At 36.3% G+C, this 24,178-nt stretch carries 23 protein-coding genes; 16 read left to right on the forward strand and 7 right to left on the reverse strand.

Translation table 11 applies throughout. From position 1 onward, the window contains the following. The first annotated feature begins 7 nt into the window (after positions 1–7). The 3 genes from pruA (at position 8) to HWV59_RS09125 (ending at position 4,708) form a co-directional block, all read left to right on the forward strand. Complete coding sequence (gene pruA / locus HWV59_RS09115; protein WP_102232248.1) at positions 8–1,555, forward strand: L-glutamate gamma-semialdehyde dehydrogenase; 1,548 nt, start codon at positions 8–10, stop codon at positions 1,553–1,555. A gap of 225 nt (positions 1,556–1,780) precedes the next feature. Continuing rightward, the gene (locus tag HWV59_RS09120) at positions 1,781–3,268 is read left to right on the forward strand and encodes a flotillin family protein (protein ID WP_235991700.1); all 1,488 of its coding nucleotides are present in this window, start codon (positions 1,781–1,783) and stop codon (positions 3,266–3,268) included. A gap of 201 nt (positions 3,269–3,469) precedes the next feature. Then, a complete protein-coding gene (locus HWV59_RS09125; RefSeq protein WP_175638693.1) occupies positions 3,470–4,708 on the forward strand; it encodes a PucR family transcriptional regulator in 1,239 nt (412 codons plus the stop codon). A 57-nt stretch (positions 4,709–4,765) separates the two neighbouring features. On the opposite strand, the gene HWV59_RS09130 is transcribed toward HWV59_RS09125, so the two are convergent. Together HWV59_RS09130 and HWV59_RS09135 are read right to left on the reverse strand one after the other, a co-directional pair. Further along, positions 4,766–5,194 (reverse strand): DUF1801 domain-containing protein, encoded by a 429-nt coding sequence (locus HWV59_RS09130; protein WP_102232250.1) that lies wholly within the window; start codon positions 5,192–5,194, stop codon positions 4,766–4,768. Between the two features lie 15 nt (positions 5,195–5,209). Beyond that, on the reverse strand, positions 5,210–6,001 hold the full coding sequence (locus tag HWV59_RS09135) for a Cof-type HAD-IIB family hydrolase (RefSeq protein WP_102232251.1): 792 nt from the start codon (positions 5,999–6,001) through the stop codon (positions 5,210–5,212). Positions 6,002–6,204: 203 nt separating this feature from the next. Between HWV59_RS09135 and HWV59_RS09140 the strand changes: the two genes are divergently transcribed. After that, complete coding sequence (locus HWV59_RS09140) at positions 6,205–6,405, forward strand: cold-shock protein (protein ID WP_102232252.1); 201 nt, start codon at positions 6,205–6,207, stop codon at positions 6,403–6,405. A gap of 140 nt (positions 6,406–6,545) precedes the next feature. Here HWV59_RS09140 and HWV59_RS09145 read toward each other — a convergent pair whose 3' ends face one another. From HWV59_RS09145 to gvpU, 3 genes are all read right to left on the reverse strand, one after another. After that, positions 6,546–8,525, reverse strand: a complete 1,980-nt coding sequence (locus tag HWV59_RS09145) for a SpoIID/LytB domain-containing protein (protein ID WP_175638694.1) — start codon at positions 8,523–8,525, stop codon at positions 6,546–6,548. 355 nt (positions 8,526–8,880) lie between these two features. Then, positions 8,881–10,242: an amino acid permease gene (locus HWV59_RS09150; RefSeq protein WP_175638695.1), complete on the reverse strand. Its 1,362-nt coding sequence runs from the start codon at positions 10,240–10,242 to the stop codon at positions 8,881–8,883. 168 nt (positions 10,243–10,410) lie between these two features. Further along, entirely contained in the window at positions 10,411–10,836 is a 426-nt protein-coding gene (gene gvpU, locus HWV59_RS09155; protein WP_102232255.1) for a gas vesicle accessory protein GvpU, read from the reverse strand. Positions 10,837–10,996: 160 nt separating this feature from the next. On the opposite strand from gvpU, the gene HWV59_RS09160 reads away from it, so the two are divergent. The 11 genes from HWV59_RS09160 (at position 10,997) to HWV59_RS09210 (ending at position 22,240) form a co-directional block, all read left to right on the forward strand. Further along, positions 10,997–11,632, forward strand: a complete 636-nt coding sequence (locus HWV59_RS09160) for a LysE family transporter (RefSeq protein ID WP_102232256.1) — start codon at positions 10,997–10,999, stop codon at positions 11,630–11,632. Positions 11,633–11,721: 89 nt separating this feature from the next. After that, positions 11,722–12,504 (forward strand): ABC transporter ATP-binding protein, encoded by a 783-nt coding sequence (locus HWV59_RS09165; RefSeq protein ID WP_102232257.1) that lies wholly within the window; start codon positions 11,722–11,724, stop codon positions 12,502–12,504. A gap of 228 nt (positions 12,505–12,732) precedes the next feature. After that, positions 12,733–14,109, forward strand: coding sequence for a sigma-54 interaction domain-containing protein (locus tag HWV59_RS09170; RefSeq protein WP_102232258.1), 1,377 nt, complete (start codon positions 12,733–12,735; stop codon positions 14,107–14,109). 21 nt (positions 14,110–14,130) lie between these two features. Next, positions 14,131–14,985 carry a putative beta-lysine N-acetyltransferase gene (ablB, locus tag HWV59_RS09175; protein ID WP_175638696.1) on the forward strand — a complete coding sequence of 285 codons (855 nt, stop codon included), beginning with the start codon at positions 14,131–14,133 and terminating at the stop codon, positions 14,983–14,985. 263 nt (positions 14,986–15,248) lie between these two features. Continuing rightward, positions 15,249–16,649: a lysine 2,3-aminomutase gene (kamA, locus tag HWV59_RS09180; RefSeq protein ID WP_175638697.1), complete on the forward strand. Its 1,401-nt coding sequence runs from the start codon at positions 15,249–15,251 to the stop codon at positions 16,647–16,649. A gap of 16 nt (positions 16,650–16,665) precedes the next feature. Then, a complete protein-coding gene (locus HWV59_RS09185) occupies positions 16,666–16,938 on the forward strand; it encodes a YokU family protein (protein ID WP_175640023.1) in 273 nt (90 codons plus the stop codon). A 30-nt stretch (positions 16,939–16,968) separates the two neighbouring features. Further along, entirely contained in the window at positions 16,969–18,351 is a 1,383-nt protein-coding gene (locus tag HWV59_RS09190) for an aspartate aminotransferase family protein (protein ID WP_175638698.1), read from the forward strand. Next, entirely contained in the window at positions 18,317–19,021 is a 705-nt protein-coding gene (locus tag HWV59_RS09195; RefSeq protein ID WP_102232262.1) for a CoA transferase subunit A, read from the forward strand. Before HWV59_RS09190 ends, HWV59_RS09195 begins: the two co-directional genes overlap by 35 nt. After that, the gene (locus tag HWV59_RS09200) at positions 19,006–19,704 is read left to right on the forward strand and encodes a 3-oxoacid CoA-transferase subunit B (protein WP_175640024.1); all 699 of its coding nucleotides are present in this window, start codon (positions 19,006–19,008) and stop codon (positions 19,702–19,704) included. Before HWV59_RS09195 ends, HWV59_RS09200 begins: the two co-directional genes overlap by 16 nt. A gap of 38 nt (positions 19,705–19,742) precedes the next feature. Next, positions 19,743–21,005 carry a peptidase gene (locus tag HWV59_RS09205; protein WP_175640025.1) on the forward strand — a complete coding sequence of 421 codons (1,263 nt, stop codon included), beginning with the start codon at positions 19,743–19,745 and terminating at the stop codon, positions 21,003–21,005. A 167-nt stretch (positions 21,006–21,172) separates the two neighbouring features. Beyond that, the gene (locus tag HWV59_RS09210; protein ID WP_175638699.1) at positions 21,173–22,240 is read left to right on the forward strand and encodes a hypothetical protein; all 1,068 of its coding nucleotides are present in this window, start codon (positions 21,173–21,175) and stop codon (positions 22,238–22,240) included. Positions 22,241–22,281: 41 nt separating this feature from the next. On the opposite strand, the gene HWV59_RS09215 is transcribed toward HWV59_RS09210, so the two are convergent. Beyond that, positions 22,282–23,223 carry a 3'-5' exonuclease gene (locus tag HWV59_RS09215; RefSeq protein ID WP_175638700.1) on the reverse strand — a complete coding sequence of 314 codons (942 nt, stop codon included), beginning with the start codon at positions 23,221–23,223 and terminating at the stop codon, positions 22,282–22,284. 178 nt (positions 23,224–23,401) lie between these two features. Between HWV59_RS09215 and HWV59_RS09220 the strand changes: the two genes are divergently transcribed. Continuing rightward, entirely contained in the window at positions 23,402–23,812 is a 411-nt protein-coding gene (locus HWV59_RS09220; RefSeq protein ID WP_102232266.1) for a hypothetical protein, read from the forward strand. A gap of 66 nt (positions 23,813–23,878) precedes the next feature. Here the strand turns inward: HWV59_RS09220 and HWV59_RS09225 are convergent, their stop codons facing one another. Further along, the gene (locus tag HWV59_RS09225; protein ID WP_102232267.1) at positions 23,879–24,067 is read right to left on the reverse strand and encodes a hypothetical protein; all 189 of its coding nucleotides are present in this window, start codon (positions 24,065–24,067) and stop codon (positions 23,879–23,881) included. Between the last annotated feature and the right edge of the window lie 111 nt (positions 24,068–24,178).

Genomic DNA, 24,178 nt, shown 5'->3' on the forward strand with positions numbered 1-24,178 from the left:
ATGAAACATGACAACAGTTTACAAACACGAGCCATTTACTGATTTTTCAATTGAGGAAAACCGTAAAGCCTTTGAACAGGCGCTGGAAAATGTAAATAAACTGATGGGGAAAGAATATCCACTCGTGATTAACGGTGAAAGAATATCCACACATGACCAAATTGTCTCCTATAACCCGGCAAACAAAGAAGAAGTTGTCGGAAAAGTAGCGAAAGCCACTCAAGAACACGCTGAAATGGCGATTCAAGCGGCAGATAAAGCTTTTCAAACTTGGAGATATTGGAATCCGGAAGAAAGAGCAAATATTTTATTCCGTGCTGCAGCTATTATTCGTCGAAAAAAGCACGATTTTTCCGCTCTATTAGTAAAAGAAGCAGGAAAGCCTTGGAAAGAAGCTGATGCAGATACAGCAGAAGCAATTGATTTTTTAGAATATTATGGACGTCAAATGATAGAACTGGCAAAAGGAAAACCTGTTAATAGTCGTGAAGGGGAAATTAATAAATATGTGTATACTCCAACAGGAGTTACAGTGGTCATTCCACCTTGGAACTTCTTATTTGCCATCATGGCAGGTACAACTGTTGCGCCAATTGTAACTGGTAATACGGTAGTGCTAAAGCCTGCAAGTGCGACACCAGTCATTGCCGCACAATTTGTAGAGGTACTTGAAGAAGCAGGCTTACCAAAAGGTGTTGTTAACTTTGTCCCTGGAAGTGGTGCTGAAGTTGGTGATCATTTAGTGGATCATCCAAAAACGAGTATTATTACCTTTACAGGTTCTCGAGAAGTAGGAACGCGCATTTTTGAACGTGCAGCAAAAGTTCAGCAGGGACAGCAGCACTTGAAGCGTGTGATTGCGGAAATGGGTGGAAAAGATACGGTAGTTGTTGATAAGGATGCAGATCTTGAATTAGCTGCTCAATCAATTTTCGCATCTGCATTCGGTTTTGCTGGTCAAAAATGCTCAGCAGGATCAAGAGCAGTCATTCATGAAGATGTCTATGATCAAGTGCTTCAGCGCGTAGTAGAAATTACAGAGCAAAAAATTACTGGCAATCCGGAAAAATATGAGACATATATGGGACCTGTTATTGATCAGGCTTCATATGATAAAATCATGGATTACATTGAAGTTGGAAATGAAGAAGGTCGTCTAATGAGTGGTGGTAAAGGAGATGATTCGAAGGGATACTTTATTGAACCAACGATCTTTGCAGATCTTGATCCGAATGCCCGCCTCATGCAGGAAGAGATCTTCGGACCTGTCGTTGCATTTGCTAAAGCAAAAGACTTCGATGAAATGCTTGAAATTGCAAATAACACAGAATACGGCTTAACTGGTGCCTTAATTACAAGAAACAGGCATTATATCGAACGTGCAAAACAAGAGTTTCATGTTGGGAACCTTTATTTCAATCGGAACTGTACAGGAGCCATCGTAGGCTATCATCCATTTGGAGGCTTTAAAATGTCGGGAACAGACTCTAAAGCAGGTGGTCCAGACTACTTAGCCCTTCACATGCAGGCAAAAACAATTAGTGAGATGTTGTAATCAAATTGTGAGAAAGCAGATATAGAGTCTGCTTTCTTTTTTATGCCTGTTTAGCCTCATCCCTTTTAAGTTACTCAATTTGGACCATGAAAAGAAAATAAACAATTCCTAATTTCCTGAAACTTTCGTCTATCTTAATCGTATTACTTAACAAAGGTAACTAGTTTACCGATAAAAGTCTACCACGTGGAAAAAAGGCTTAATACACTATTAGGAGGCAGGAAGATGGATGGTATTTTTGGAGTTATAGTTATTTTTATTCCCTTATTAGTTATTGCGGCACTTGGTGGGATTGGTTATTTCTTTTGGGTGAAAATTCGTTACCGTACAGCCAAGTCCAACCAAGCGTTAATTATTACTGGTCCTAAATTAGGTGATCCTGAAAAAGAAACGAATATTTTTACAGACCAAGAGGGTCGTTCGATGAAAATTATTCGAGGTGGCGGTTATAGACTGAGACGATTCCAAACTGCGACACCTGTAAATTTAACATCCTTTCAATTAAAGCTTTCAACACCAAGAGTTTACACAAACGGTGGTGTACCGATTGTTGCAGATGCAGTCGCAATGGTAAAGGTGGCCGACACATTAAATGGTATTGCAAATTATGCTGAGCAATTTTTAGGAAAAGAGCAGGAAGAGATTGAAGCGGAAATTATTGAGGTTCTTGGTAGTAATCTTCGTGCCATTTTATCAAAGATGACAGTTGAAGATATAAATAGCGATCGTGAAAAATTTAATCATGATGTTTCAGAGGTTGCACAAAAGCAATTAGATCTTATGGGTTTTAAAATTACATCATTAGGATTAACGGATTTACGTGATGCTGATGAGGAAAACGGTTATTTGGAGAACCTTGGAAGACCACGTATTGCAGAAGTTCGTAAATTGGCAGAAATCGCTGAAGCTAATAGTCAGCGTGAAACCCGTATTCATATAGCACAAACAGATCAAGCGGCTAAAGAAGAGGAATATAAGCGTCAAATTGCGATAGCGGAGTCAAAGAAAGAAAAAGATATTAAAGATGCTGCCTTCAAAGAGGAAACAGAACGTGCTCGTGCTAAATCAGAACAATCATACGAATTAGAAAAAGCAAAGCTCGCAAAAGAAATAAAAGAAGAGGAATTAACACTTCAGTTTTTAGAACGTGAACGTGCGGTTAAGCTGGAAGAGGAAGAAAGTAAAGTTCGTAAAGCAAAAGCAGATGCTGAGTATTATGAAACAACTCGTAAAGCAGAGGCGGAAGCTCGTAAAGCAGAGATTGATGGGGAAGCAAAGGCGAAAATCCGCCGTGAAGAAGGTTCTGCAGAAGCAGATGTTATCCGTGAGCGAGGAAAAGCAGAAGCAGAAGCTCGTAAACTATTAGCAGAAGCAATGGAAAAACATGGTGATGTCATCATTACCGAAAAACTTATTGAAATGCTTCCGGTCTTTGCCGAGAAGATTGCACAGCCGCTTACTAATATTGACTCTGTAAAAATTATTGATTCTGGCAACGGTCAGGGCGTGTCATCATTCGGAAAAAGCATTACAAAAACAATGGTTGATATCCAGGAACCACTAAAAGAAATGACAGGTATTGATATGGGAGAGCTATTAAAGTCCTATGCAACCCGCACGAACCGTACAGACAATCATATTACGTTTCAAGACGTGAAGAGTAACAATGATTCAGATACAGTCACAGTTGTTGATGATCAACGTGAAAAATAATAGGAAGGCGGGCAAATTATTGTCCGCCTTTTTTAGATAAATGATGAATTTCATTTGGGAGTTTATTGTTCAGTGCTAAACAAAGTTTTCACGTTTTCCCTAATATTATAATTCTATGAAAGATTTCCTGAAATGAACCTATACAAGTAAACACGAGCAAAGTATCATAAGATTAAAGAAATATGGAGTAGGAGTTTTCTTATGAATGAGCTATTAGAGCGTGTTTTATCATTATCTGACTTGAATGATGCAGTCGATGTGATCAGCAATGGGTTGAAAAAGCCTATCATTGTAGAGAGCGATCATTTTTTTCTTCTTGCTTATAATTCTTATTATGTGGATCATTTTGATTATGCGAACCAGCAAACGATTTTTGCGAAAAAATGCCCTTTAATGATATTTGAACGTTTTGTAGAAAAAGGAATTATAGATCAATTGAAAACAAATGACAAGCCTTTCCGTGTTGATGAAATGAAGGATATTGGGTTGAATCGTCGTGTTGTAGTCAATGCAAAGTATAAAGAAAGTATTATGGGATATATTTGGGTACAGGAAATTAACAATCCATTAACGGAAGAAGAACTTGACTTTCTTTTTGAAGTTTCCTTTCATGTTGGAAAACTAATATACAAGAAAAATAAGCTTAAGCAACAAAAAGTAGAAGAAGTTGAGTCTTATTTCAGGAAGGTTATGAATAACGAGATCACAATTGAAAAGGAGCTAAAGTGGGAAGCCGCGGACCTGGATATTGTGCTGCCTTCTATTTTTTGTGTGATGGTCGTGAATGCAATTCATGCAGACGAAGAGCTAATTGTAGAATTGAAGGAAACTATTCGCTCTTATTTAAATTTAAAGGATAATACAAGTCATGTGCTAGTGTACCGGACAAATATTGTCATTATCGTCGGTTGTTATTCTTTAAAATATTCACCTGTAACAGCTGCACTTCAAATTGTTGAAAATCTACTAACTAACTTTGATGTAAAACGATATTCTAATATTTTTATTGGAATTGGAAATGAGTATCAGCCTATTTTATCATTGCACAAAAGTTACAAGGAAGCCCTTGAGGTTTTATCTATTGCAGAGGTATTAGGAACACAAGAAAACATACCTTATGAATATAACAAAATTGGAGCTTTAAGGTATTTGGATATTATTTATGAAAAAAATAATAGAACAAAATATTCGAATAGTGATATCCAAATTCTTCGAGCGAAGGATAGAGAAAGTCAAACAGAGCTTGTTAAAACGTTGGAATACTACTTAGTAAACAACTGTAAAACCAAACCAACAGCAGATCAGATGTTTATTCATCCTAATACACTGAATTATCGATTAAAACAAATTACTGATTTAACAACAATTGATTTTTCGGACTTTAATCAGAAGTGTCAGCTTTATCTTGATTTAATGGTGAGTAAAAAGGGAGATCGGTAGGGTGGTAAAGAAAAAACAACCAATTGATTTGTTTCACAATCAATTGGTTGTTTTCATTTACTCTGGTTGATCTGGATAGGTTTCTTTCAAAAAGGCAATGGATTGCACTATGAGTGCTTTTAGTACATCCTCATTTATATCTGCAATTTTGTTAATATAAACACAGGCTTTTCCTGTTGTATGTTTTCCGAAATTCTGTAACAGTTCCTCACGTTTTGTATCACCTGTAGCGAAATAAAGACTTATTTTTGCTTTTCGTGGTGAAAACCCAACGAGTGGGGCGTCTCCTTCATGGCCTGTTGCATATTTATAATGATATTTTCCAAATCCAATAATACTGGGTCCCCACATTTTAGCCGGAAAACCAGTTGTTTCTGTGAAAATATCTAATAGTTTGTACGCATCCTCACGTTTTTTTGGATTCTCCACTGCTTCAATAAATTCAATGACACTACTGTCATTTTCCTTGGTTTTTAGCTCGTACAAGTGTTCTCCTCCTTACTAATCGACAAGTCCTAATGATTTTAATCCATTATAAATTCCTGAGTTTGTCACTTTTGTTGTTTTATATTTTGCATATTGAAAAAGATCAGGATGTCCATTTCCCATTGCAAATCCCTCTCCGACAACACTTAGCATTTCCTTATCATTCATACCATCACCAAAAGCAATTGAGGCTTCCTTTGGAATATGTAATAACTCTAAAATATGCTGGACAGCAATCCCTTTGTTTACATTATCACGAATCACGTCATAGCAATGACGGAGTCCATCAACATTTACCTGTGATAAGTGAATAGATGGATCTGCTTTTTCATATAGAGCAGGTTCATTTTCACTTAAGTTAATAAGAGTGATGCCGAGGATTTTATCAATCACATCTTTAGTGTAACCGTTATTTTTTTGTAAGTGAAAAGCTGAAATAAATTCCTTTACTACAGAACTATCCAAGTCTGAGAAAATATTTTCTTGATTTGTATATAATACAAGCTCATGTCCGTGCTTCTTAGCAATATCAACATAGCTTTCGACTGTTTGACTGCTCATAGGAGATCTGAAAATATCCTGATCCTGATGAATGGCATATGCTCCATTGTAGCCGATAAATGAAGTGATATTTAATTCTTCTGCAATGTGTGAAATTTCATGAAGTGGTCGTCCGGTTGCTAAAAAAACTTCAATTCCTTTTTTCTTTACCTCTGCTACAGCTTTTTTTGTTGAATCTTCAATCGTATTATCTGGTTTTAGAATGGTTCCATCAATGTCTAAAAATAAAACTTTGTAATCTGTCATCGTCGCTTCACAGTCCTTTATTATGTCTTTTTATCTCTTTTTACATTTTATCATAGAAGAATCTGCCATTACATTTCATTTATTCAATAAAAATTTATTTGAGAAATTTTGTATGATCATGTTTATTTTTTAATCCTAAGGTAATACTAGTAAGCGAAATTATCATCAAACTTGTTTTGATTGATCTAGGAGGAAATATTGAAATGGCACAAGGAAAAGTAAAATGGTTTAACTCAGAAAAAGGTTTTGGATTTATTGAAGTTGAAGGCGGAGATGATGTATTCGTACACTTTTCTTCAATTCAAGGCGAAGGGTATAAATCCCTAGATGAAGGTCAAGAGGTTACTTTCGACATTGAAGAAGGTAGCAGAGGACCACAAGCAGCTAACGTTCAAAAAATATAAAACCAACTAAACCATAATAAAAAGGGACTCTTGCTCAATTGTATTTTGAGCAAAAGTCCCTTTTGTTTTATGAAAAAAATGGAATTTAAAGTTAAATAAGCCTTATCTGTTAGGATTTAGCATTAAGCAGGGGATAGCCGCTATTTAATGTAGGATTTATATACATACCCATATGACTTACCGTACTTAATTTTAAGCCATGTACCACTTGTTGAAACAATGGTTACGGTTTGGTTTTTCTTTAAAGAACCAATAACTTTTGCTTTTGTTGAAGCAGTGGAACGAACGTTTAGTTTGGTAGCAGTAACTTTTCCTGTTTTTGTTTTCACAACAGGTGCAGGTTTTTTTACCGTAAAGGATGGTATTGTAGAAGCTCGATTATTGCTGTTATCTAAAGCAACAATTCCTACAGAGTATGTTCCATTTGCTAATGAAGAGAAATTGTATTCTTTTTTGATTGATCCTGCTTTTGTTGTGGAATCCTTTAAGATATAATGCAAAATTTTACCTTGAGCGTTTTTTATATAAACCGTGACTTTACCAGGTTCATTTATATGAAAGGATATGGTTGCTTTCTTTTTTGTTTGATCACTTGTTACTTTCACCTGGCTGATAGTTGGAGCTTTTTTATCGATAACGGGCTTTTTAGCAGGTGTTGCAGGTTTTACTGGGTTATTGGCAGGAGCTGAAACAACAGGCAGCTTTGTGCTAGAAGGTTTCGCTTCTGAAACAACAGGCTGTTTTGTACTAGATGGTTTTTCTTCTGTAACAACAGGCTCCTTTATACTAACAGATGTTTCTTCTTTCAAATCAGGTTGTTGTGTAAGTGTCTGCTGTCTTTCCGTGTAATCTTTGATAAGACTTGTACCATCATAGTAAAAGTCTAAAATGTCACGATAGGAGTGTCCTGCATCTGCACGGTTTTTTGCTCCCCATTGACTCAAACCGACACCATGTCCATCACCAAGTCCTGAGATTGTAATGCTATCGTTTGTTTCTGCTTTTTTTGTGACGAGATAGCTTAAGATTACCCGGTTTCCAATCATAGCACGAATGCGAGTTGCTGGTATGTTTACATATTCAATCTTTTGTAAAATAAGCTCTCCATCTGGGGTCGCGATATCTTTCACATAAAATTCAATTGTGATATCTCCTTTAGAAACCCTGCCGCCAGATGTCGGGGTGTGAAGAGATAACTTAGGAACTGAGACGATTTTGATGTCTTTTCCTGCATATCCGTTTTGCGTAAGCCATGTTTTTATAGTGGAGGTAAGTGAGCGGTCTGCTTCTGTTGTTATATTCCACCATAACGAAGGATTCTTTAGGTTTAGCGATGAAGTATTAATTTGTTGTTTTCTAATCGTAAATTGCCAAGGTGTTTTTGAATCAAAGGAATCTGTTTTTATAGGTAGGTACGATAAAGCAGAACTCCCCCATGCATTCGCATTAGACTCGGTTTTTCCACCATTACTTGCTGAAAAAACAGTGCTCACAAGGCGGCCGTTTTGTCTTAATACTTCACCATAGGTTTCATTTACGGCAGCATCAGTATTTGGATGCCAAGCATAGCCGCCATATACTTGATAATTGATTGTATCGTCTATCACTCTTGACAGATAACCAATAGCATACGAACGAGCAGCTACTGCTTGTGACTTAAGGGCTTCTTTATTCCAACTTGCCATCATTTCAAATGGAACAACCCCTTTTAAATAATCCTCAAGATAGACAGTATTAATTGGACGAATATATTTCGTATTTTCAACGACAAATCGGAAAGATCCAAGATATGGTCGGTTATTGACTTCAAGATAATTTTTGTAAGACACAGGAGATAGCTCTAATTGGTCAACGGTAGCTAGTTTCGTTGATCCATCAAACAATGAGATTTCTCCATTTTCAACCTTTGCGACATACGTTCTCTCATCAAGTAAGCGAAGTTTTTGATTGGCTATTAAAAATTCACCATGAATTTTTAGAGAAAGCTGTGATTGATTGCCAATATAATTTACAAGCTTTACTTGAACTTGTGGCTCTATATTACTCGCTTTAGTTATTGAAAGTGGAAAAATAGAGATAAATAGGATAATAGCTAAAAAGAATAAAAAATTCCTCTTCAAATACATTCATTCTCCTTTATATGACAGAATAATAGCTTTCCAGTGAGAATCATACAAAAGAGAGACTAGAAGTAGCAATAGGAGATTAAAGGGAAAAATAGCATAGGAGGTGAATGTCCCATATTAAGTCTCTAAATACCAATAGAAAGTCTTCGTTTTGGCAGGATATATTCAGGCAGAAGGAAAAGTAAATAAACAGAATTATTAAGATCTGGAATCTGAAACAAAAATTCACTGAAAATTAGTGGTGAAGTACGCAGGTATCAGTCGAGGTGTGTTCTTAAAAAGAAAAAGTGAAGGAAATGGGTAAGGGATGAATGAATACATAATGAAAAAAGCCGAACGATTTCGGCTTTTAATAATATTTAATATTTCCATCTCCTGTTGTTTTCTTCCACGTTTTTCTCATAAGTAAACATACAAAGCCAATTAAGGCGACAACCAAAATACTAACAAAGAAACCGGGTCTGATCGTTTTTTCTAGTAAAGTTCCACTGATTGCGGCAAGAATTAGTATCAGCCCAAGAATGGCTAGTAACTTGTTCAAAAGCTTTAATTCCAATAGCTTAAAGGAAGAACATAGGATAAATAACCAATTATACAAAAGCAAAATTCCTGCAGCGGTTGAAATGTACTCATATATTTTACCCGGAAGCAACAAGGCAGTAACAATTGAAGCAATAAGTCCAATTGTTGCAAGTCCTAATGAAGGCAGGGGCAAGTTTTTATAATTTAATTTTTTCGCAAACAATGCAGGTGCATCACCATCATTTGCAAGGGTGACCAGTAAATTGGTTACTCCGTATAATGCAGCAGTCATCGTAGAAAACCCGGCAATAATAATCGCTCCATTAAACACATGAGGGAAAAACGGAAGATTAAAATTAGCGAGTGCTGTCACAAACGGACTCTCCTTATCGTGAAACGCATCAATAGACACAATGGAGACAGCAAGCCCAAGTGATAATACATAGACGGTTGTTAAGCTAATAAGCATTAACGTACCTGCCTTTGGTGCATCTTCTTTATTTTTTAATTGCATGGCCATAATGCCAATAACTTCGATTCCGCCATATGCATAAAACGCATAAATAAGAGAAGCGTAAAAACCGCGAAATCCTTCAGGAAAAATCTCGCCTAATTTAAGTGGTACACCTGTTGGCTTTGCTCCATCTCCGTTGATCCAGCCAAATAGTGCAGCTAAAGCGAGAACGATAAACATAATAATCGCAGCAAATTTAACGATTGCGAAGATATTTTCCATCTTATCAAAGCCTTTTGTTCCCGTTATTACGACTATTATGGAGAGAATCGCGTATAAAGCAGCAAAGATCCACAATGGAACTTTAGGAAACCAAAACTGTGATAAAATGGCCAACGCTGTCAACTGACTACCCATTACAAGAATATTGGAACACCAATAATTCCATCCACATCCGAATGCAGCCCATTTTCCAAAAGCTTTTCCGGCATAATAGCAGAATGATCCCTCTTGAGGATCCTGTGCTGTCATTTTGGCTAAAACATTATATACAATATAAGTGCCTAAAGCAGCTATTAAAAAGGAGAATACAATTGCAGGTCCGGCAATACTTACTCCAATTGCAGACCCGAGGAAATAGCCGGTTCCAATCGTACAGCCGATCCCGATTAAAGAAAGCTGCCACCACTTTAATTCACCTTGTGTTGATTTTTTCTTTTGTCCGGTGTTACTCATCCATTCGCCCTCCTCATACTTCCCTATTTATTATTGTTGGATAGGATGAGTGTGATTATGTAAGGAGAGAGAAAAAAGTAGGTTTTAATGATGGAGACAACGGGTTAGCTATCAAAAAAGCTTTAAATTACAAAAACCCCCATATAGGGGGAGGCGAAAAGTTTTTACTTAAACGAAAGAATTGAACGAAAATCCATCGATAGACTCGATTTTACCCCGCCACCAAGTACCCTTTGAATGTGATAATTCCCCATGACTATTTAGATATTTTGCATCCTTAAGGTGGATAAAGGTAAAAGGATTTGCTTTATCTTTAGATTCTTTTTCTGCTTCCTGTTGTTTCTGTTGTGCATACTCTTCCTTTAAATCATGGAATTTTTTTGAAATAATCTTGGACATTGTACTATCATCAAAGTTTTTTGATGCCTCTGTAATTCCTTCGTAGTAGGCTGTAGCACCAATTAATATACCGGAGATTATTGCTCCTTTTACTGAGAGTGTTACACCAACTTCAATTCCGTCTTGTTCAACTAAATCTAAAAACATGAGCATAATCGCATCATTTGTGCTCATTTGAGTTTGTTCTTTTGCCATTACCATACACCTCACCTAAAAAACAATTGTACTGTTATCATGCCCTTTATTAATAAGTTAAACAAAAAATTCTCGTTTAAATTGAAAGATTGAATATTCAATCATAGTGGACAACTTCTCTCATATAATGTACTAGACAATTTAAAGGAGAGAAGACTATTTGAGTATTAGCATTTTGGTCAGTTATATTTTTTTAGGATTATCACTAGCTGCGCCAATAGGTCCTGTAAATTCAGCAAGACTTGATAAAGGAATAAAAAATGGATTTTGGCACGCTTGGATCGTAGGAGCTGGCTCTATGATAGCGGACGCTATCTTTATGCTGTTGGTTTATTTAGGGATGGTTAACTTTTTAGATATTCCGGTTGTACAAATATTTTTATGGTTGTTCGGGGGATTTATCTTAATTTATTCAGGGGCTGAAAGTATATTAGGAGTAAATCGTGTTAATCTAACATACAGCAGAAAAAAGGAATCTTTAAGTAAATGCTTTTTAACAGGCTTTATAATGTCGATTACAAGTCCGTTATCAATATTATTCTGGCTGGGGATATATGGTTCAATCCTGGCAAAAACAGCCCAAGCGAACGGTACAAGCCAATTGCTTATATATAGCTGTATGATCTTTGTTGGACTTACATTATGGGATGTATTTGTAGCCGGTCTAACAACGGGTTTTCGTAAACTTTTAAATGATACAAGCTTAAAAATAATATCCGTTATTTCAGGCATATCTCTGTTGGGGTTTGGAGGGTATTTCGGATACCAAGGCTTGAAAGCGTTACTTGGTTTTTAAAAAAGACGATAATGAATCGTCTTTTTTCTTTTTCTATACAAAAAAACTGTGGTACCATCACATTAAAAAGAAAAATTTGGGAGAAGACTATGACAACAATTATTGAGCTAAACCAAGTTTCTTTAAAAAGAAATGGACAGTGGATTTTACAGAATATTAATTGGCATATTAACAAACATGAAAATTGGGTGTTATACGGATTAAATGGTGCCGGGAAAACAGCGCTTTTAAACATGCTCTGTGCATATTATTTTCCAACAGAAGGTTCTGTAAAGGTATTAGATAAAGTCTTCGGTCGTGATTATTTAGCAGAAAAACTTCGCCAAAAGATCGGTCTCGTTTCTTCGAAGCTTCAGCAAAAATTTTATCCTTCCGACAGTGCTTTTGAAATTGTTTTAAGTGGAGCATTTGCATCAATCGGCTTATATGAAAAACCGACTGAAAAAATGAGAGAAAAGGCAATTGGTTTGTTAGAGGAATTACATTGTCTCCCATATGCAGATCGGGCATATGAAACTCTTTCCCAAGGAGAGAGACAAAGAGTACTTATTGCTCGTGCATTAATGGCGGACCCGGAATTACTCATTCTTGATGAGCCGACAACAGGATTAGACTTTTTAGCACGTGAGCAACTTTTAGATGCATTATCACAAATTACGAAAAGAAGCACTTCACCAACACTTCTTTATGTTACACACCATGTGGAAGAAATTTTACCGGTCTTTACTCATACACTATTATTAAAAAAAGGACAGGTTTTTGATTCGGGGCATACATTGGATATGCTTTCGAATGAAAAGCTTTCTGAACTTTTCGAATGTAATGTAGCGATTACATGGGAAAACAATCGTGCAACTTTAAGAAAAAATTAATTTTAAAACGAGATGCCTTCTATTAAGATAATTAGAAGGCATCTCGTTTTTGTGAAAAAAACAGATATATTCATTGCAATAAAGCATGTACAGTTGAAATTCACTACTCTGGATGCAGCATAGTTCTTTTCGTAATTTAATAAAATGGGTTAGGGGGGTAACTTTCCACAGCAGGGGCTGGAAAAGAGGTGGTTTCATATTATCTTAAAATCATTTGAAACGAAGCAAATGCTTGAAGCTATTTTAAGTAGTATTGATGAAGCAATTCATGCGGTAGATGATAAAGGAATAACGATTTTTTATAATCAAGTTGCTGCAAAACATGATGGGGTTGAGATTGACGAGGTTCTTGGTAAACATGTGTTAGATGTGTTTCCTTCATTAAGTAAACAAACAAGTACGTTATTGAAGGTTATTGAAACAGGTAAGCCCATTTATCAGCAATCTCAAACATATAAAAATAGTAAGGGAAACCTAATTGATACTGTTAATACAACATTGCCAATTAAAGTTGGAAATAAAATAGTTGGAGCCATTGAAATCGCAAAGGATTTCACAAAGGTGAAGCAGCTATCACAAAAGCTTCTGGAGCTTCAGGAAAAGGTGAATGGAAAACAATCAAAGCCTGTAGAAAGTACAGGTGCAAAATACAAGTGGGATGATATCATAACCACATCAGATGGAATGAAGAAAGTAATCACACTTGCTAAAAAAGCAGGAAATAGTTCATCACCTGTGATGATATTCGGAGAAACAGGTACCGGAAAAGAACTTCTTGTACAATCTATACATCATGCATCCTCAAGAAAAAATGGTCCATTTATAGCCCAAAACTGTTCTTCCTTACCGGAATCTTTATTAGAAAGCATCTTATTTGGAACAAAAAAAGGGAGTTTTACAGGTTCGGTTGATCGAGCAGGGTTATTTGAACTAGCTCATGGCGGGACATTATTTTTAGATGAAATTCATACAATGCCTTTGGATTTTCAAACAAAGCTTTTACGTGTATTAGAGGATGGCATTATTCGCCGAGTAGGTGGAACAGACTCTTATACAGTCGATGTCCGAATTATTGTGGCAATGAATGAACATCCGACAGTTCTCTTAGAAAAAAATGTGCTACGTAAGGACTTATATTATCGACTAAACGTATTTTTTCTAGAGCTTCCGCCACTACGAGAACGGAAAGGTGATATTGATTTATTAACAAACCACTTCATTCAAAAATATAACTATCACTTTAACAAACTTGTGATAGGAGTTGAAGCCCAGGTATTAACAACACTAAATCAGCATGATTGGCCAGGGAATGTAAGAGAACTTGAGCATACAATCGAGTTTGCGATGAATATGGTTGACGTAGAAGATGTATTAACAGTTGGACATTTGCCTTCATTTATTAAAAGAGAACACCAGAAGGAGAAAATAACCATACGCCCATTGCGTGAAATCGTTGAGCAAACAGAAAAAAATATGATTGAACAGGCGTTAGACATAGCAAAAGGAAATGTTTTAAAAGCATCAATTCTCCTGGAAGTTCCCAGACAAACATTACAATATAAAATGAAGAAATATGGATTTTATAAAAATACAAGTATAAAGTGAAAGGAGGGAGAGGATTTTAAAATGACAAAATCCTACAAAAAACTACAATTATCAACTTCCGACTATTATCTTGAACTCTTTTTGGACTATTTTAATCAACGCTTGCGGATTGATCATTACCGGGGAAATATGACACGAATTTTACAGGAGATTAGTCACATTTCAGAAGAAGATTTCTGTGAAAAAGTGATATTTTATACCCGACAAGAGCATTGGCAGCAACTGCTGAGTCATGGATATGAATTAGAGGGAGTGATTTCCGGTTATTTTAGCGGAACTGATAATTTTATTATGACCTTATATACAAAAAATGAAAGAAGAACAAGTCAGCACTGGGTGAAAGAGAATAAAATTCTTGAGGATATTAAAGGTAAAGGGCTTAACAACATGAATGAGAAGCCGATCCCGAATGAATACATTATTCGAAAAGCAGAAGTGGGTGATACGAAGCAGCTTGCTGATTTATATGGAAAGGTGTTTCAGGTTTATCCGACACCGATGGATGACCCTAAATATGTTGAACACATGATTCATGATGGGAATTTATTTTATTTAGTTGAGTATCAAAATGAAATTGTTAGTGCAGCATCTGCAGATGTGAATATGATCAATCATAATGCTGAGCTAACAGATTGTGCAACATTACCGGCATATCGTAAGCACGGGTTAATGAAAAAGTTGCTAATGGATTTAGAAAAAGATTTGAGAAAAAATGGAATTTTCTGTGCTTACTCTTTAGCACGTGCATTGTCATTTGGGATGAACTCTGCTTTTCATCAACTTGGATATCAATATCAAGGCAGACTGACAAATAATTGTTATATATATGATAAACTTGAAGATATGAATATATGGCGAAAAGATTTATCATCATAACAAACTATGATGCCAAATTTTCTTCATGCTGCCGAAAATTCAGCACCCTCAAACAATGAAAAACTGCTGAAATTTGGGCAGAAGCTCGGGTTGAACTTCTTCTAAACGCTCCGCATATCAATAGTAGAATTAAATACTTAGCCTCTTTTTATTTACAAAAAGCTATAAGATCTCAATTTTAATAGCAGTTGACCTTTACTTTTTGCTTTTGGCATAGAATTTGCATATCTATTCTTGATAGCAAAAGTAAGGGGGAAACCATCATGTTACATGATTTATATAAACCGAACCGTCATTGGAAGGACATTGAGTTATGGAAGGATGTACCAGAGGAAAAATGGAATGATTGGATTTGGCAGTTAACGAATACAATACGTACACTTGATGATTTGAAAAAAGTGATTGAACTTACTCCTGAGGAAGAAGAAGGAGTTAAAATTTCCACGAAAACAATCCCGCTAAATATTACTCCATACTATGCGGCACTTATGAATCCTACAGATACAAGATGTCCAATTCGAATGCAGTCAGTTCCTATAGGAGAAGAAATTCATAAAACAAAATATGATTTAGAAGACCCATTAGAAGAAGATGAAGATTCACCTGTAGCGGGTTTAACACATCGATATCCGGATCGCGTTCTTTTTCTCGTGACAAATCAATGCTCAATGTATTGTCGTTATTGTACCCGTCGAAGATTTTCAGGACAAATCGGTATGGGGGTACCGAAAAAACAATTAGATGCGGCGATTGAGTACATTCGTCAAACTCCAGAGGTACGTGATGTTCTTCTTTCAGGTGGCGACGGACTGCTGATTAATGACAATATTTTAGAATATATACTAAAAAATTTACGTGAAATACCTCATGTTGAAATTATTAGGATTGGAACTAGAGCACCTGTTGTCTTTCCGCAACGAATTACAGAAAATCTCTGTAATATCTTAAAAAAGTATCACCCTGTTTGGCTGAACACTCATTTCAATACATCTATTGAAATTACCGAAGAATCAAAGCGTGCTTGTGAGATGTTGGTTAATGCCGGTGTACCGGTTGGAAATCAGGCTGTTATTTTGGCTGGTATAAATGACAGTGTCCCAATTATGAAAAAGCTCATGCATGACTTAGTGAAAATTAGAGTTCGGCCTTATTATATTTACCAATGCGATCTTTCGGAGGGAATCGGTCACTTCCGCGCACCTATTTCAAAAGGATTGGAAATACTTGAAGGCCTGCGTGGACATACGAGCGGGTATGCTGTACCTACCTTTGTTGTCGATGCTCCAGGTGGCGGCGGGAAAATAACCTTGCAGCCAAACTATTTACTATCTCAAAGTCCAACAAAGACTGTATTACGAAATTTTGAAGGAGTTATTACAACATATCCGGAACCGGAAAATTATATTGCTGGTCGAGCTGATGATTATTTTAAAGAAATTTATCCAAAACATGATCTTAACCCTTCAAAAACAGGAATTTCATCTTTATTAAATGATGAACAATTTAATCTTGTCCCAAATTCACTTGAGCGTTATAACCGCAGACAAAGCTTTCAACAAAACCCAACCTATTCAACATTAAAAGATAAACGTGAAAAACGTGATGAATTAAAAGAAAAGAAATTCTTGGCTCAGCAAAAAAAGGAAGCTCAAGATGGACAGTGAGGTGCAACCATTACAGATGAGATGTGAATGGTGTGAAGCTGATGGAGTCAAGGAGATAACATGTACAGTTTATTGGGAGCTGCCGGATGGAACAAGCGCAATTGAAATAACAGACACACCCGGTGTTCATTGTTCAATATGCGGGATGGAATATCAAACAGAGGAAACGATTGAAGAGCTTGAAGATCAGCTTATGTTAATTGATACGAAGAAATTAACAAAAACGATTGAATATGATGTCTTAATGTCACAGCCTAGATTACTAAAAAAGAATTACTTTAAATTTTGAGCAATGTCTGTGAGAGAGTGAGGCGATCGTATGAAACGATCTTTATTAATTAAGCCAAGTATGAAGGAAGAGTATCCTACTGTGACACACGGCGAAGGGATCTATTTGTATGACAAAGAAGGCAAAAGATATATTGATGGATCATCAGGAGCTGTGACGACAAGTATAGGTCACGGAGTCCCCGAGATCATAGAAGCCATTCATGATCAGGCAAAAAAAGTTTCATTTGTTTATCGCTCACAATTCACCTCAGAACCGGCAGAACAGCTTGCACAAAAATTAAATGAACTTCTGGATGCTGATGAGGATTATTGGTCTTTTTTTGTGAATAGCGGATCAGAAGCTACCGAAACAGCTATGAAAATCGCGATTCAACACTGGCAGGAGAAAGGGAATTTTAAGAAAAATAAAATCTTATCCAGATGGATCAGTTACCACGGAATTACACTTGGTGCCCTATCGATGTCAGGGCACGTGAGTCGTCGTGAACGATTTGTATCAATACTGGAAGATTATCCTTCAGTCTCAGCACCATACTGCTACCATTGCTCATTTAACCTAACCTATCCATCTTGTCAGTTAGCCTGTGCAAACGAAATTGAAACAGCAATAAAAAGAATTGGTCCAGGAGAGATCGCAGCCTTTATTGCGGAGCCGATAATTGGGGCAGCAGGGGGTGTAATTATTCCTCCTGATGGATATTATCAGCAAGTTAGAGAGATTTGCAACAAGTATGACATCCTTTTTATTGCAGATGAAGTCATGACAGGAATAGGGAGAACCGGAGAGATGTTTGGTTTACATCATTGGGGAGTGCAGGCAGATATTATTGCGTTAGGAAAAGGAATGAGTGCTGGTTATACAGCAATTGCGGCAACCCTAGCTAGTGAAAAAGTAATGAAGCCAATTATGTTAGGCTCAAACTCTATTATGAGTGGTCATACGTATAGTGCAAATCCTCAATCCGCTGCCACAGCCATGGCAGTTCTTCAATATATTGAAAAAAATCAATTAGTTCAAAAAGTGAAAGTCAAGGGGGAGTATTTGCTTCAAAAGCTCCGCGGTGAATTAGTGTCTTCGAAGATAGTTGGTCATATTCGAGGGAAAGGACTAATGATTGGTGTTGAATTTGTTTTCGATAAGTCAACTAAGCGTCCCTTTGAAAAAAATCTTTTAATCACAAATAAGATCGTAGAAAAAGCGAGGAAAAAGGGCTTGCTCATTTATCCATCCTCAGCCGGCCAAGAAGGAGCCCATGGGGATGCAATTATTATCTCACCTCCGTTTATTATTACAATAAATCAAATAGATGAACTTGTTTCCATTTTTAGAGATGTAGTTTTAGAGATTGAAAAAGAGGTAGGAGGTGTTGAACCCGATGGAACAAACACATCAAGAGAAAAAAATGAATAAAGTTGGTACGTTAGATGAGGCTTTATCCTATATTCACAGTGGCTGTTCCCTTATGTTCGGAGGCTTTGGGGGGGTTGGAAATCCTCCGACCCTAATTAATGGCATTCTTGAGAAAGGTGTTACAGACCTAACATTAATCGGAAATGATGCAGGCTTTCCTACAATAGGGATTGGGAAAGTGGTTAGTCAGGGAAAAGCTAAAAAGCTTATTGTGTCTCATATTGGCTCAAACCCTATTGCCGGAAAGCTTTTGATGGAAGGGAAAATGGAAGTTGAGTTTTCACCACAAGGAACCCTTGCAGAGCGGATTCGTGCCGGAGGAGTCGGGCTTGGTGGGATATTAACAGATATAGGGCTTGATAGTATGGTCGAAAAAGGGAAGCAAAAAATTTCAATCAATGGAAAGGATTTTTTAGTAGAAGCTGCATTAACTTCTGATATTTCCATAGTCTATGCAAAGAAAGCTGATACTTTTGGGAACCTGGTTTATGAAACAAGTGCAAGAAACACAAATCCATTAGTAGCCATGGCAGGTCAGTACACAATTGTTGAAGCAGAAGAAATTGTGGAACTTGGTGAACTAGATCCAGAGCATATTATCACACCGGGGATTTATGTAGATATAGTAGTGAAAAGCCGGGGAATCGATTGGAAATGGGCTTGGGAATAAACGGGGAGAGTGATCGGGTTGTGAATTCATATGATGAACGTAATCGCATGGCAATGCGTGCAGCTGAGGAAATTAGAGAGGGAATGATCGTCAATTTAGGGATTGGAATTCCATCACTTGTACCGAATCATCTCCCAAAACAATTGCAAGTTATGTTTCATGCTGAAAATGGCATCCTTGGCATAGGTGAATCTCCTGAAAAGGGAATGGAAGATCCCACATTATGTAATGCAGGCGGCTTTCCAGTTACAATTGTTTCAGGAGCATCTTATTTTGATAGTGCAACAGCTTTTGGCATGATTCGATCAGGATATTTAGATATTACAATTTTAGGCGGTCTTGAAGTTAGTCAAAAAGGAGACTTAGCCAACTGGATTGTCCCGGGAAAACGGGTACCCGGAATTGGTGGAGCAATGGAGCTTGCTAAAAAGGCAAAGCGAGTCATTGTATTAATGAATCATTGTAATAAAAAAGGAGAATCAAAAATTGTAAAAGAATGCACTCTTCCGTTAACGGCTAAACAATGTGTTGATTTAATTATCACAGAAATGGGTGTATTGAAAGTAAATGAACGAGGGTTGCTTTTAACAGAAGTTATGGCACCATATCAAATTCAAGATGTGATTTCCAAAACAAATGCACCTCTACAAATCTCAGACAGCATAAAAGTAATTGACGGATAAAAAGAGATGGGGGATGAAGGGTGACAGATGAAAAGAGTATGCTTCGAGCTCAAATTAATCACTGGCTTCAACATAACCGAGACCATGGAATAGAATTGCTGCAAAAGCTCGTTCAAGCAAATAGTACACAAGGAAATGAACAGTATGCACAAACAATTGTCATTGAAAAACTTAGGAAGATTGGGTTAAAAGTCGAGGTTTGGGAGCCTGATGGGAAGTTTCTTTCTGCACATCCGTATTTTGCTTCATCTCGGTATGATTTTAAAGGCAGTCCTAATGTTGTCGGAATTTTAAAAGGTACAGGTGAGGGTCGCTCAATTATATTAAATGGACATATTGATGTTGTGCCTGAAGGAGATATTGCTCAGTGGGAGCATCAACCATATAGCGGGAAAGTGATTGATGGAAAGTTATATGGACGTGGAGCAACAGATATGAAGGGCGGTAATGTTTCCCTTCTTTTAGCTTTATCAGCCATCCGTGCTCTTGGTATTCCTTTAAAAGGAGATGTTATTTTTCAAAGTGTCATAGAAGAAGAAAGTGGAGGTGCCGGCACACTATCTGCTATTTTAAAAGGATACAAGGCTGACGCAGCGATTATTCCAGAACCTACAAACATGAAAATTTTTCCTAAACAACAAGGATCTATGTGGTTCCGTTTATCTGTAAAGGGAAGGTCGGCACATGGAGGAACTCGCTATGAAGGGGTTAGTGCAATAGAGAAAGCTATGCTTGTGATAGAGCATGTAAGAGAGTTAGAGAAGCGAAGAAATGAAAAAATTCATGATCCCCTATACAAAAAAATTCCGATCCCAATTCCAATAAATATCGGAAAAATAGAAGGTGGTGATTGGCCGTCCTCTGTAGCTGACCTTGTGAAATTAGAAGGAAGAATGGGTATTTCTCCAGATGAAACAATAAGTCAAGCTAAAAACGAACTAGAGAACTGGATTCATAATCTTAAACAAGTTGATCCATGGTTTAACGATTACCCAGTATCACTTGAATGGTTTGGTGCAAGATGGGTACCCGGCTCGATAAACCTTAATCATGAGATGATAAAAACGTTATCAGCTAGTTATTCTGAAGTCATAGGGGAAGAGCCGGTCATTGAAGCATCACCATGGGGGACAGACGGAGGTTTGCTAACACATGTAGGTTCGACCCCAACAATTGTCTTTGGTCCCGGGGTAACAGAAAAAGCCCATTACCCTAATGAATACATTGAAATTGATAAAGTAGTTGAAGCAGCAGCGATCATTGCTTTGACAGTTGTAGAGTGGTGTGGGGTAGAAGGATAAGAAGAGATACTTATCAACTGGTAGAGGCGGACTTGTATTAGGTCGGTCTCTTAATTTTTATAAGCGCATCGTTTATGAACTACATGAATTTGTCAAATTTATCCTAATAATTCACCTCCTTTTCACTTTAGTGAGCGGTATAATGATAACTATAGGAGGTATAAATAATGATGATGATAACCAAAAGAAATTGGATCTTATTTAGTTGTTTATTGTTTTTAATTATCACTACTAATACAATTCTATACCGTACCTCAATTGTGCAACCGCTTCCTGAAGGGATCGCTTTGGCGACATTATTTGATTGCATGATTGTTCTCCCTCTATTAACCTATCTATTCATTCTTAGAAAGCGGTATTCCGTCAAATACATTCTTCCGGTTGCATTAGCTGGCTATGGTGTTGCACTTCTCATTGTTCCTAATGGTTTATTGTCCTCGTATTCTTTTATCAAATATATTCTATTTGCAGGAGAAGCAGCGTTCCTTCTGTTTGAGTTATATATTGTGTTTAAAATCGTGACAAAATTTCCTGTTATCATAAAAGGAGTAAAACTACATCAATCAGAAATCCCTGCATTTTCATATAGATTCGATACTGAGTTGAAGAGGAAAATAAAGCCCTCACGTTTTTTAGATGTAATCACCTCTGAGATAACTATGTTTTATTATAGTTTCTTTACTTGGAATAAAAAGGGATCTTCGGATGGTAATGAAGCCACGATGTTTACCTACCATAAAAAAACAAGTGCTATTGCTTTCTCAATCATGCTTATTCATGCTTTAATACTTGAATCGGTAGGATTTCACTTTTTGCTCCATTCATGGAATGAGATTATAAGTTATGTGTTACTAGTATTCAATCTTTATACTCTCATTTATATACTTGCAGATATTCAAGCAATTCGACTTAGTCCCTTTATACTGACAAATAAGCTTCTTTATATGCAGGTTGGAATTAGAAAGAAGTTGGTCGTGCCTTTTGAAGAAATAAAAGAGATTACCTATTACGTAGGTCCTGAAGAATTAACAAAAGAAGAAAGTAAAATGGTATTTGATGCGGTATTAACAGATTTTATGAAAGAAAAGCCGATTTTTGAAATTGAACTGAATCACCCTATTAAAGCAGAATTAATGTACGGTTTTAAGAGAAAAATAACAAAAATTCATCTTTCACCAGACGAACCCGAGAAATTTTATCAAATGCTAGTAAAAAAAATTGAACATTCAAGATAAAATGAAAGGGACTGCCATATATGGTAAGTCCCATAATTATACTAACAAGCATTCGTTTGCTTTATCTGTTCTATTGGACGAAGTTGATGTTCATGTAAGATAACTGTTTTAGAAGAATAAGAAAAATGTTCGTTATAAGTATGGACAAAATCTTCATAAAAGGATAAAAAACATTGGGCATAATGAATAGTATCCTCTGAAAAAATGCCTGAACGATTTAATACCACATTTTCATATTTTAGTGCAGTTCGTCCGATAGGTTTTAGTAGCTTTTTCATATCACGTAAACGATAGATATGGCGAAGTTGATTAGATACTTGTCTAGCATCATTGTATAGTTGAGTTCGTAATTTTATATTCATATCCTTAAGATCAATAGGTTGTATATCATTAAGAATAAATTTTTGAACCATAATAAGATCAGACTGAATCGGTTTATTCATAAAAGTTTGGTAAATACGGAAAGTATTGTAAGCATCATACATTGGATTATGCTTTTCACCTATAAATTCTAAATTATAAAGCTTTAGAGCATCTTCAACAGAAATTGGTTTTTTTGAAACCTGAATTGTAAAAACCTTCTGAAAATCAGTATATCGTTGCTCTATCTTTTTAAGCGTTCGTTCAGGAATTTCATGTCTCATGGTATCGATTTTTAAGCGGAAGAGATCACTTGGTGACCATGAAAAATACTTTGTCTTCTTAATTCCGCCGACCCACTCTAAAAAACCAGTGAAAACCTCTTTAAAGGATTCCGCATTAACTAAGTCCTCGTCATTTATCCCAGTCAGATCCTTACAAAATTTTGTTAAAGGCTCAGTGTTTTGGGGACGAATAAATTGATCAAAGTATGAAACCTTTTCAGTTTCAAGATCATATTTAACAGCGCCTAAACGAATAGCCTCCATCTCATCAAAAGCCATCCCGGTATCCGAACACAACATTTCAAAATCGAAAAAAACAAATTGTTTGATGTCTGCCATTCATTTTCACCCTCTCAACAGGTAATTATATGAGGAGGGGGGAAGAATTGGTAGATACAATTTTTGTTAATATATCTGAACGCTAAGGAATTGTGATTGAGAAATGCAATAAGTAGATTTTTGTCAACATGCCTTCCTTCATCTAAACATAAATATATGATGAAAGGAGTAGATGGAATTGATAGGCACATTGAATGATGATTTATTTAAGAGCTACAAATATATGAAAAATTTATTAAGACATTTCTCTTTTAGTCAACATCCTCATGACTTGTATATTTCGTCACTACTGAGGGAAGTTGTTTCTTTAACAAGATCAACTATTATGATTGTACAACAGGAGGTAGTTGCGAAGAGGCGTTTGCGTCATGTATTAGCCATTTTGTCTAGAAGCTATGTTGCTTTCGCAAATGCCTTTCATGAATGGAAGATGAGTGCAAAATTACGTGATCCTGCAAATATACAATTGATTTTACAAAGAGAGCAAACAGCTAAACTTATTGATAAGCATTTAAAATTATCAATACCGGAGATAGAAAAAATGTTTAGTAAAGAAGTGTTGAGGGGAATTGTCCGAAATAGAAGGTGAGAAAGGAAAAATAAAAGGATGAACTCCAAGGGTAAAGTCCTTTTGAAGGTCATCCTTTTTTATATCCTATTTGTTTAAAAACCATTTAAAAAAAGGTGGTAGTTTTTTATCTACTATTTTTAATTCATCCATTAAAAGTTTTTCTTGGTGGTCTGAAATCCAATTTTCTAATTCTTTTTTTGTATTGAGTTGTGTATAGTATGTTTCACCTTGCTTACCAACTGCATTGACAACAAATCTACACGTGTTCCCCATAAATGCCCACCCTTTTGAAAAAATTGATCTTGATTGCATTATAACAAGTAGGAATTTAATATCTAGCCTTTACTTCAAACAAATTTGAGAGTAAAATATTGTTTTTATCTT

Source organism: Metabacillus schmidteae, from assembly GCF_903166545.1.
In the GTDB taxonomy this organism is placed as follows: Bacteria; Bacillota; Bacilli; order Bacillales; family Bacillaceae; genus Metabacillus; species Metabacillus schmidteae.

What these genes read in the sequence shown, in the direction of transcription:
- pruA (WP_102232248.1), top strand. Translation starts at nt 8, where the DNA reads ATGACAACAGTTTACAAACACGAGCCATTTACTGATTTTTCAATTGAG.
- HWV59_RS09120 (WP_235991700.1), top strand. Translation starts at nt 1,781, where the DNA reads ATGGATGGTATTTTTGGAGTTATAGTTATTTTTATTCCCTTATTAGTT.
- HWV59_RS09125 (WP_175638693.1), top strand. Translation starts at nt 3,470, where the DNA reads ATGAATGAGCTATTAGAGCGTGTTTTATCATTATCTGACTTGAATGAT.
- HWV59_RS09135 (WP_102232251.1), bottom strand. Translation starts at nt 6,001, where the DNA reads ATGACAGATTACAAAGTTTTATTTTTAGACATTGATGGAACCATTCTA.
- HWV59_RS09140 (WP_102232252.1), top strand. Translation starts at nt 6,205, where the DNA reads ATGGCACAAGGAAAAGTAAAATGGTTTAACTCAGAAAAAGGTTTTGGA.
- HWV59_RS09150 (WP_175638695.1), bottom strand. Translation starts at nt 10,242, where the DNA reads ATGAGTAACACCGGACAAAAGAAAAAATCAACACAAGGTGAATTAAAG.
- gvpU (WP_102232255.1), bottom strand. Translation starts at nt 10,836, where the DNA reads ATGGCAAAAGAACAAACTCAAATGAGCACAAATGATGCGATTATGCTC.
- HWV59_RS09165 (WP_102232257.1), top strand. Translation starts at nt 11,722, where the DNA reads ATGACAACAATTATTGAGCTAAACCAAGTTTCTTTAAAAAGAAATGGA.
- HWV59_RS09170 (WP_102232258.1), top strand. Translation starts at nt 12,733, where the DNA reads ATGCTTGAAGCTATTTTAAGTAGTATTGATGAAGCAATTCATGCGGTA.
- ablB (WP_175638696.1), top strand. Translation starts at nt 14,131, where the DNA reads ATGACAAAATCCTACAAAAAACTACAATTATCAACTTCCGACTATTAT.
- kamA (WP_175638697.1), top strand. Translation starts at nt 15,249, where the DNA reads ATGTTACATGATTTATATAAACCGAACCGTCATTGGAAGGACATTGAG.
- HWV59_RS09185 (WP_175640023.1), top strand. Translation starts at nt 16,666, where the DNA reads ATGAGATGTGAATGGTGTGAAGCTGATGGAGTCAAGGAGATAACATGT.
- HWV59_RS09190 (WP_175638698.1), top strand. Translation starts at nt 16,969, where the DNA reads ATGAAACGATCTTTATTAATTAAGCCAAGTATGAAGGAAGAGTATCCT.
- HWV59_RS09195 (WP_102232262.1), top strand. Translation starts at nt 18,317, where the DNA reads ATGGAACAAACACATCAAGAGAAAAAAATGAATAAAGTTGGTACGTTA.
- HWV59_RS09200 (WP_175640024.1), top strand. Translation starts at nt 19,006, where the DNA reads ATGGGCTTGGGAATAAACGGGGAGAGTGATCGGGTTGTGAATTCATAT.
- HWV59_RS09205 (WP_175640025.1), top strand. Translation starts at nt 19,743, where the DNA reads ATGCTTCGAGCTCAAATTAATCACTGGCTTCAACATAACCGAGACCAT.
- HWV59_RS09210 (WP_175638699.1), top strand. Translation starts at nt 21,173, where the DNA reads ATGATGATGATAACCAAAAGAAATTGGATCTTATTTAGTTGTTTATTG.
- HWV59_RS09215 (WP_175638700.1), bottom strand. Translation starts at nt 23,223, where the DNA reads ATGGCAGACATCAAACAATTTGTTTTTTTCGATTTTGAAATGTTGTGT.
- HWV59_RS09225 (WP_102232267.1), bottom strand. Translation starts at nt 24,067, where the DNA reads ATGGGGAACACGTGTAGATTTGTTGTCAATGCAGTTGGTAAGCAAGGT.